Below are 6,813 nucleotides of genomic sequence, written 5' to 3' on the forward strand. Positions count from 1 at the left end.
TCGGCCATGTTGCCGTAGTCCTCGAGCCAGCTCTTGCGATCACTGGCGCGCTTCTTGGCCAGCAGCATGTCGAGCATTTCGTGGGTGCCGTCATCTGCACTGCGCGTCAGCTGCACCAGACGACGGGTGTCCGGCGCCATGGTCGTTTCCCGCAGCTGCAGCGGATTCATCTCACCCAGACCCTTGAAGCGCTGCACGTTGGGCGTGCCACGCTTGCTCTCGAGCTGCTTGAGGATGTGCGCCTTCTCGCTCTCGTCCAGGGCGTAATGCACTTCCTTGCCCAGGTCGATGCGGTACAGCGGCGGCATGGCGACGAAGACGCGCCCGGCATCCACCAGCGCCGGGAAGTGACGCACGAACAGCGCGCACAGCAGCGTGGCGATGTGCAGACCATCGGAGTCGGCATCCGCCAGGATGCAGACCTTGTGATAGCGCAGCTTGGTGAGGTCATCCGAGCCCGGGTCCAGGCCGATGGCGACCGCGATGTCGTGGACTTCCTGGGAGGAGTAGATGTCATGCGACTCGACTTCCCAGGTATTGAGGATCTTGCCACGCAGCGGCAGGATCGCCTGAGTCTCGCGGTTGCGGCCCTGCTTGGCGCTGCCGCCGGCGGAGTCACCCTCGACCAGAAACAGCTCACTGTCGGCAGGATCGGAGCTTGAGCAGTCCGAGAGCTTGCCCGGCAGCGCAGGCCCGGAGGTGACCTTCTTGCGCGCGACCTTCTTGGCGCTCTTCAGGCGGCGCTGGGCCGCCGAGATCACCAGTTCCGCCAGCGCTTCGGCCTGGTCGACATGGTGGTTGAGCCACAGCGAGAAGGCGTCCTTGACCACGCCGGAGACGAAGGCGGCGACGCTGCGTGAGGACAGACGTTCCTTGGTCTGGCCGGCGAACTGCGGATCGAGCATCTTCACCGACAGCACGAAGGCGGCGCGCTCCCACAGGTCATCCGCGCTCAGCTTGACGCCACGCGGCAGCAGGCTGCGGTAGTCGCAGAATTCCTTGAGCGCCTCGAGCAGACCGGAGCGCAGGCCATTGACGTGGGTGCCACCCAGCGGCGTGGGGATCAGGTTGACGTAGGGTTCCTGCACCAGCTCGCCGCCTTCCGGCAGCCACTGGATCGCCCAGTCGACCCCGTGCTCCTCATCCTCGAAATGGCCGACGAAGGGCGATTCCGGCAGGCGTTCGAAGCCATCGGTGGCGCCGAGCAGGTAATCGCGCAGGCCATCCTCGTAGTGCCAGGTCGTCTCGCTGCCATCGGTCTCGATGAGCACGACCTTGAGGCCCGGACACAGCACGGCCTTGGCACGCAGCAGGTGGCGCAGGCGCGGCATCGCCAGGCGCGGGCTGTCGAAGTAGCTCTCGTCCGGCCAGAAGCGCACCAGGGTGCCGGTATTGCGCTTGCCGACGGTGCCGATCTGGGTCAGCTCCTCGGCCTTCTCGCCATTCTCGAAGGCGATGCGCTGACGCAGGCCATCGCGGCACACTTCCACTTCCAGACGCGTCGACAGCGCATTGACCACCGAGACGCCCACGCCGTGCAGGCCGCCGGAGAAGCGATAGCTGTCCTGGGAGAACTTGCCCCCCGCGTGCAGCTTGGTCAGGATCAGCTCGATGCCGGTCACGCCATGCTCGGGGTGGATGTCGGTGGGCATGCCACGACCGTCATCGCCGACCTCGATACCGCCATTCTCGAGCAGGCGCACGCGGATTTCCTTCGCGTGCCCCGCCAGCGCCTCATCGACGGAGTTGTCGATGACTTCCTGCGCCAGGTGGTTGGGCCGAGAAGTGTCGGTATACATGCCGGGCCGCTTGCGGACCGGTTCGAGGCCGGAGAGGACCTCAATGGAACTGGCGCTGTACTGACTCATCGCAGCCTTGTGTCCTTGGTGTTGACGTCCGCCATCCGACTCGCCATTTCACGTGCGCGAGACGGACAACGGATTCCTGAAAAATGAGAGACCGGCGCCTGGCGTTCAGCATCGAACGCTCTGCCAAGTCGTGCCAATCCATGTCGTGCCAAGAGGTGCCTTGCCCAGCCAGGTCGTGGTGTCTCGTAGCAGAAAGCACCACGCGCATGACCTGCTAGTCCGGCGCGACATGCATCGCCGCTGCGGTGGCGGGGGCCAGCCGGTGCCCGCCATGCGCCATGATCGCCGGCAGGTATTCCGCCAGCTGCGCAAAGCCGTGATCGCCACCCGGCGTGATGATCAAGCGACTTCCCTGATAGAGCCCTGCGGCATCATTGACATCCAATGTCTCATCGGCCGTCGCCAACAGCACCAGGGTGCGCTGCGCCGTGACCGGCTCCGCTTCCAATGCGAGCAGTCCGGGCCCGAAATCCTCGGTGACGGTGAACGTCACGCCGGTATAGGGGTTGGCATGCACCGAGCCGAGCCATTCGCTGACCAGTCGCGCGGGACGCACGGCCGGATTGATCAGCACACTGCGCGGCCCCTGACGCCAGACGCTCTGAGAAGGACCAGCCGGCCCCTCGAGGCGTGCGGCCTCACGCGCGACCAGCCAGGTGGCCAGAAAGCCGCCCATGGAGCTGCCGATCACCATGATGGCGTCATCACAGGCAGGGTCTGCGGGGTCCAGCGCCAGGCGCTCACACAACGTGAGATAGGCCGCGTTGACCGCCGCCTGACCCGCGCCGGGCTCCGGGGGGATGTCCGGCATCACGCACGGCAGGCCGAACTGCTCTGCCGCGCGCTGCATCAAGCGTGCCTTGGGCGAACAACTGGCCGAATTGAAGCCGTGCAGATACAGCAGACCCTTGACGGGCGCGGTGGCGTGCATCGCTGCCGTATCTGACGGAAAGGGGGAATTGGCCATCAGCACTCCCGACAACACGTCAGACCGCGAAACCTCCCCTCCCACGCCTCAAGATAGCTGGGCATCTCTCGAGCATTCATACGCTGGAAGCAGGGTTTTCGACAGTCCGCGTCGTGCTGTCTAGTGTAAACGATTGATTCGCTTATAGGATAGCGAGAATACTGTATAAATCAACAGAGAGCGACGACTGACGTCGCCGCTCGTCTTGCATGGCATATCAGCATGCCTTCACTCACACACACTCACTCACATCCGTCTTGGGCTCAGCGCGGGTCCTGATCCTGTGCTGCCCACACCGCTTCGATCAGCGCACGACTGGAGGCATCCAGCGTCTCGAAGCCTTCGCCGGTGGTCATGGTCGCTTCGGTGGCGGTGGCGATCTGCTTGCCCAGCTCCACGCCCCACTGATCGAACGGGTTGATATCCCAGATGGTGGCCTGAACGAAGACCTTCTGCTCGTAGAGCGCAATCAACGCACCCAGCGTTTCCGGTGTCAGCGTCTCCAGCAGCAGCGTGGTCGACGGCTGATTGCCACGGTAGCGCTTGTGGTTCGGCTGCGCCTCATCACCGGGGATGGCGTCATCGCCCAGCATCAGCACACGTGACTGGGCGAAGCAGTTGGCCAGCGTCAGGCGGTGCTGTGCCTTGAGGTGGGCGCGTGTCTCGGCGTCCTCGACGTGATCATAACGGCACATCGGCGCGATGAAGTCACACTCGACCGCCTGGGTGCCCTGATGCAGCAGCTGATAGAAGGCGTGCTGGGCGTTCGGCCCCAGCTGGCCCCACAGCACCGGACAGGTCGAGTAGTCGATCATCTCGCCATCGTTGGTCACCGACTTGCCGTTGGATTCCATCTCCAGCTGCTCGAGGTAGCTTGCGAAGTACTCCAGGCGACCGTCGTAGGGCAGGATGGAGTGGGCGCGGATATCGAGGAAGTTGTTGTTCCAGATACCAGCCAGCGCCAGCAGCACCGGCAGGTTGTCTTCCAGCGGCGCGGTGCGGAAGTGCTCATCCAGCTCATGCGCCCCGGCCAGCAGGCGACGGAAGTTGTCCATGCCGACATTGAGCGCGATGGGCAGACCGATGGTGCCCCACAGCGAATAGCGGCCGCCGACCCAATCCCAGAACAGCAGCTGATGTTCCGGCGCGATGCCCCACTCGGTCATCTTCTCCGGCTTGGCGGAAGCGCCGATGAAGTGCTGGCGGTTGATCAGCGCTTCCAGGCGCCCTTCCGGGTCGAGGCGTGATTTGAGCCAGTCGCGCGCGGTGCGGGCATTGGACAGCGTGTCGATGGTCGAGAATGACTTGGAGGACAGGATGAACAGCGTGGTTTCCGGGCTGAAGGACTCCAGATAATCCGCCAGCTGGGAGCCATCCATGGTCGAGGCGAAGTGCACGCCGATCTCGTGGATGTCCTTGGGACGGCAATCGCTCAGGGCGCTGGAGACCATCAGCGGGCCCAGGTCCGAGCCACCGACACCGAGGTTGACCACGTCGGTGATCGGCTTGCCGGTGGCGCCGCGCCACTGGCCGCTGTGGAAGGTGTCGACCATCTCGGCCAGGTGCTCGAGGCTCTCGTGGATGGCCGGCACGATATCCTCGCCGTCCACCTCGAGGCTGGCGGAGCGCGGCAGACGCAGCGCGGCGTGCAGCGCCGGACGGTCTTCGGAGCGATTGACATGCTCACCGGCCAGCAGGCGCTTGATGCCCTGCTCGACGCCGGTTTCGCGCGCCAGATCCAGCAGCAGCTCCAGGGTCTCGCCCTTGAGGCGCTGCTTGGAGAGATCCAGACGCAGCCCCGCGGCAGAGCGCGTGAAGGTCGCCACTCGGTCACGCCCTTGCGCCGCATCCTCGGCGAACAGGTCCTTCAGATGCACATCGGCCATCTGCTCTTGATGATGGCGCGCGAGAGCCTGCCAGGCCTGGGTATTACGACGCGCAGAACGTGCCGCTGATTGAGTGGACATGGCCACCTCTCTCCTTGAAGTGTAATGACCGGCCCTGCATGGCCCGGCCTGAAATCGATTGATGGAGGCATCACCCGCCGGCCGTGACGGGTGCGTCACGGGCGCCGAATGCGTAGAATGGCGGGCCCGACGGGGCGCTCTGCCCGGCCGGTCCTCGGCCACAGGCATGTCGCCCTGGCCCACTGCCCGATGAAGCCTTGATCCATGAGTGATGCATCTTACCGTGACGCGATATTTACGACACCCCTTGACCGTGTCGCCAGCTTCTCCTTCGACGAGCAGGTCGTCAGCTGCTTTCCGGACATGCTGCGCCGCTCGGTGCCGGGTTACGGTCAGATCATCGCCATGCTGGGCCTGATGGCCCGCGCTCACCTGCGCCCCGGCGCGCGGGTCTATGATCTGGGCTGCTCACTGGGTGCTGCCAGCATGGCGCTGGCCCGCGAGATGGCCGCCGAGGATATCGAGATCGAAGCCGTCGATCTGTCCAGACCGATGGTCGAGCGCGCCAGCCGCGAACTCGCCGAGGCCTTCCCCGACCACCGCATCAACGTCACCGAAGCCGACATTCGCACCCTCGACTATCAGCCGGCCGGCATGATCGTGGTCAATCTGACGCTGCAGTTCCTGCCGCCGGAAGACCGCGACGCCGTGATCGACAAGCTGTTCGCGGCGCTGGAGCCCGGCGGCGTGCTGATCCTCTCCGAGAAGATCATCAGCGATGATCCGGTCGAGAATGCCTGGCTGATCGAACGGTATCATGACTTCAAGCGCGCCAACGGCTACTCCGATCTGGAAATCTCCCAGAAACGTGAGGCCCTCGAGGACGTGATGAAGCCCGACAGCCTGAACACGCATCATGAGCGCCTGGCGCGCGCCGGCTTCCAGCGCAGCCACACCTGGCTGCAATACCTGAATTTCGCATCGATGGTCGCCTTCAAAGCCGCCGAATGACCGCTACGCCTGCACGGACCCGACCCAGCGCATGAGCATTTCCCCGTATGACCGCGACCTTTACCGCGCCTTCACCGAGCTTGCCTGTGAGCCAGGCGCCGTCGGCGACGGCTTCGCCCGCTGGCTGGGCGCCCTGCCCGAGCAACTGGCCAATGGCCTGGACCGCAAGCGTCACGCCGACCTCAAGGCCTGGCATGGCGCGCTGGAAAAGCTGCCCGCCCTGCCCGACGCGCGCGATGTGCAGCTGGATGCCGACCGGGTCGGTGTACGCTTTCCGACTGGCCTGACTAGCGGCCAGCTGCGCCAGAGCGAGAACCTGCTGCGTGCGATGATGCCGTGGCGCAAGGGCCCCTATCAGCTCGACGAGATCCATATCGACACCGAATGGCGCTCCGACTGGAAGTGGCAGCGTCTCGCGCCGCATCTGTCGGATCTCACCCATCGCCGTGTGCTGGATGTCGGCGGCGGCAATGGCTACCACGGCTGGCGCATGGTCGGTGCAGGCGCGGCCTTCACGCTGGTGATCGACCCTTCGCCACGCTTCTACTGCCAGTTCCATGCCGTACGCCACTTCATCGGCGCGGACCACCCCCGGGGCCGCAATCTGCACTTCCTGCCGGTGGGCATCGAGGATGTGCCAGCGAAGATGGGCGCCTTCGATAGCGTATTCTCGATGGGCGTGCTCTATCATCGCCCCTCGCCGATGGACCACCTCTTCCAGCTGCGTGACACCCTGCGTCCCGGCGGCGAGCTGGTGCTGGAAACCCTGGTGGTGGAAGGTGACGTGACGACGGTGCTGATGCCCGGCGAGCGCTACGCCGCGATGCCCAATGTCTACTTCCTGCCCTCCTCACAGGCGCTGGCCCACTGGTGCGAGCGCGCCGGTTTCAAGGACGTGCGCATCGTCGATGAAGCCGTGACCACCCTGGACGAGCAGCGTGCCACCGACTGGATGACCTACCACTCGCTGAGCGACTTCCTCGATCCCGCTGACCCGAGCCTGACCCGCGAAGGCCACCCGGCGCCGCGGCGTGCGGTGCTGATCGCCACTCGCGCCTGA

Annotated in this window: 5 protein-coding genes; 2 read left to right on the forward strand and 3 right to left on the reverse strand. The window is 64.9% G+C overall.

Translation table 11 applies throughout. The annotated features are described in order from the left end of the window. The 3 genes from parE to pgi all read right to left on the reverse strand — a co-directional run. A partial coding sequence (gene parE / locus AC4FAH_RS09560) for a DNA topoisomerase IV subunit B (protein ID WP_490245950.1) occupies positions 1-1,868 on the reverse strand: 1,868 nt, incomplete at its 3' end. Between the two features lie 214 nt (positions 1,869-2,082). Next, positions 2,083-2,835, reverse strand: a complete 753-nt coding sequence (locus AC4FAH_RS09565; RefSeq protein WP_233593451.1) for a YqiA/YcfP family alpha/beta fold hydrolase — start codon at positions 2,833-2,835, stop codon at positions 2,083-2,085. 263 nt (positions 2,836-3,098) lie between these two features. Further along, positions 3,099-4,802, reverse strand: a complete 1,704-nt coding sequence (gene pgi, locus AC4FAH_RS09570) for a glucose-6-phosphate isomerase (RefSeq protein ID WP_054557080.1) — start codon at positions 4,800-4,802, stop codon at positions 3,099-3,101. Between the two features lie 204 nt (positions 4,803-5,006). Between pgi and cmoA the strand changes: the two genes are divergently transcribed. Beyond that, complete coding sequence (gene cmoA / locus AC4FAH_RS09575; RefSeq protein WP_043335167.1) at positions 5,007-5,753, forward strand: carboxy-S-adenosyl-L-methionine synthase CmoA; 747 nt, start codon at positions 5,007-5,009, stop codon at positions 5,751-5,753. A gap of 31 nt (positions 5,754-5,784) precedes the next feature. Next, entirely contained in the window at positions 5,785-6,813 is a 1,029-nt protein-coding gene (gene cmoB, locus AC4FAH_RS09580) for a tRNA 5-methoxyuridine(34)/uridine 5-oxyacetic acid(34) synthase CmoB (protein WP_490245951.1), read from the forward strand.

The sequence above is a fragment of the Cobetia sp. genome, from assembly GCF_983723665.1.

What these genes read in the sequence shown, in the direction of transcription:
- AC4FAH_RS09565 (WP_233593451.1), bottom strand. Translation starts at nt 2,835, where the DNA reads ATGGCCAATTCCCCCTTTCCGTCAGATACGGCAGCGATGCACGCCACC.
- pgi (WP_054557080.1), bottom strand. Translation starts at nt 4,802, where the DNA reads ATGTCCACTCAATCAGCGGCACGTTCTGCGCGTCGTAATACCCAGGCC.
- cmoA (WP_043335167.1), top strand. Translation starts at nt 5,007, where the DNA reads ATGAGTGATGCATCTTACCGTGACGCGATATTTACGACACCCCTTGAC.
- cmoB (WP_490245951.1), top strand. Translation starts at nt 5,785, where the DNA reads ATGAGCATTTCCCCGTATGACCGCGACCTTTACCGCGCCTTCACCGAG.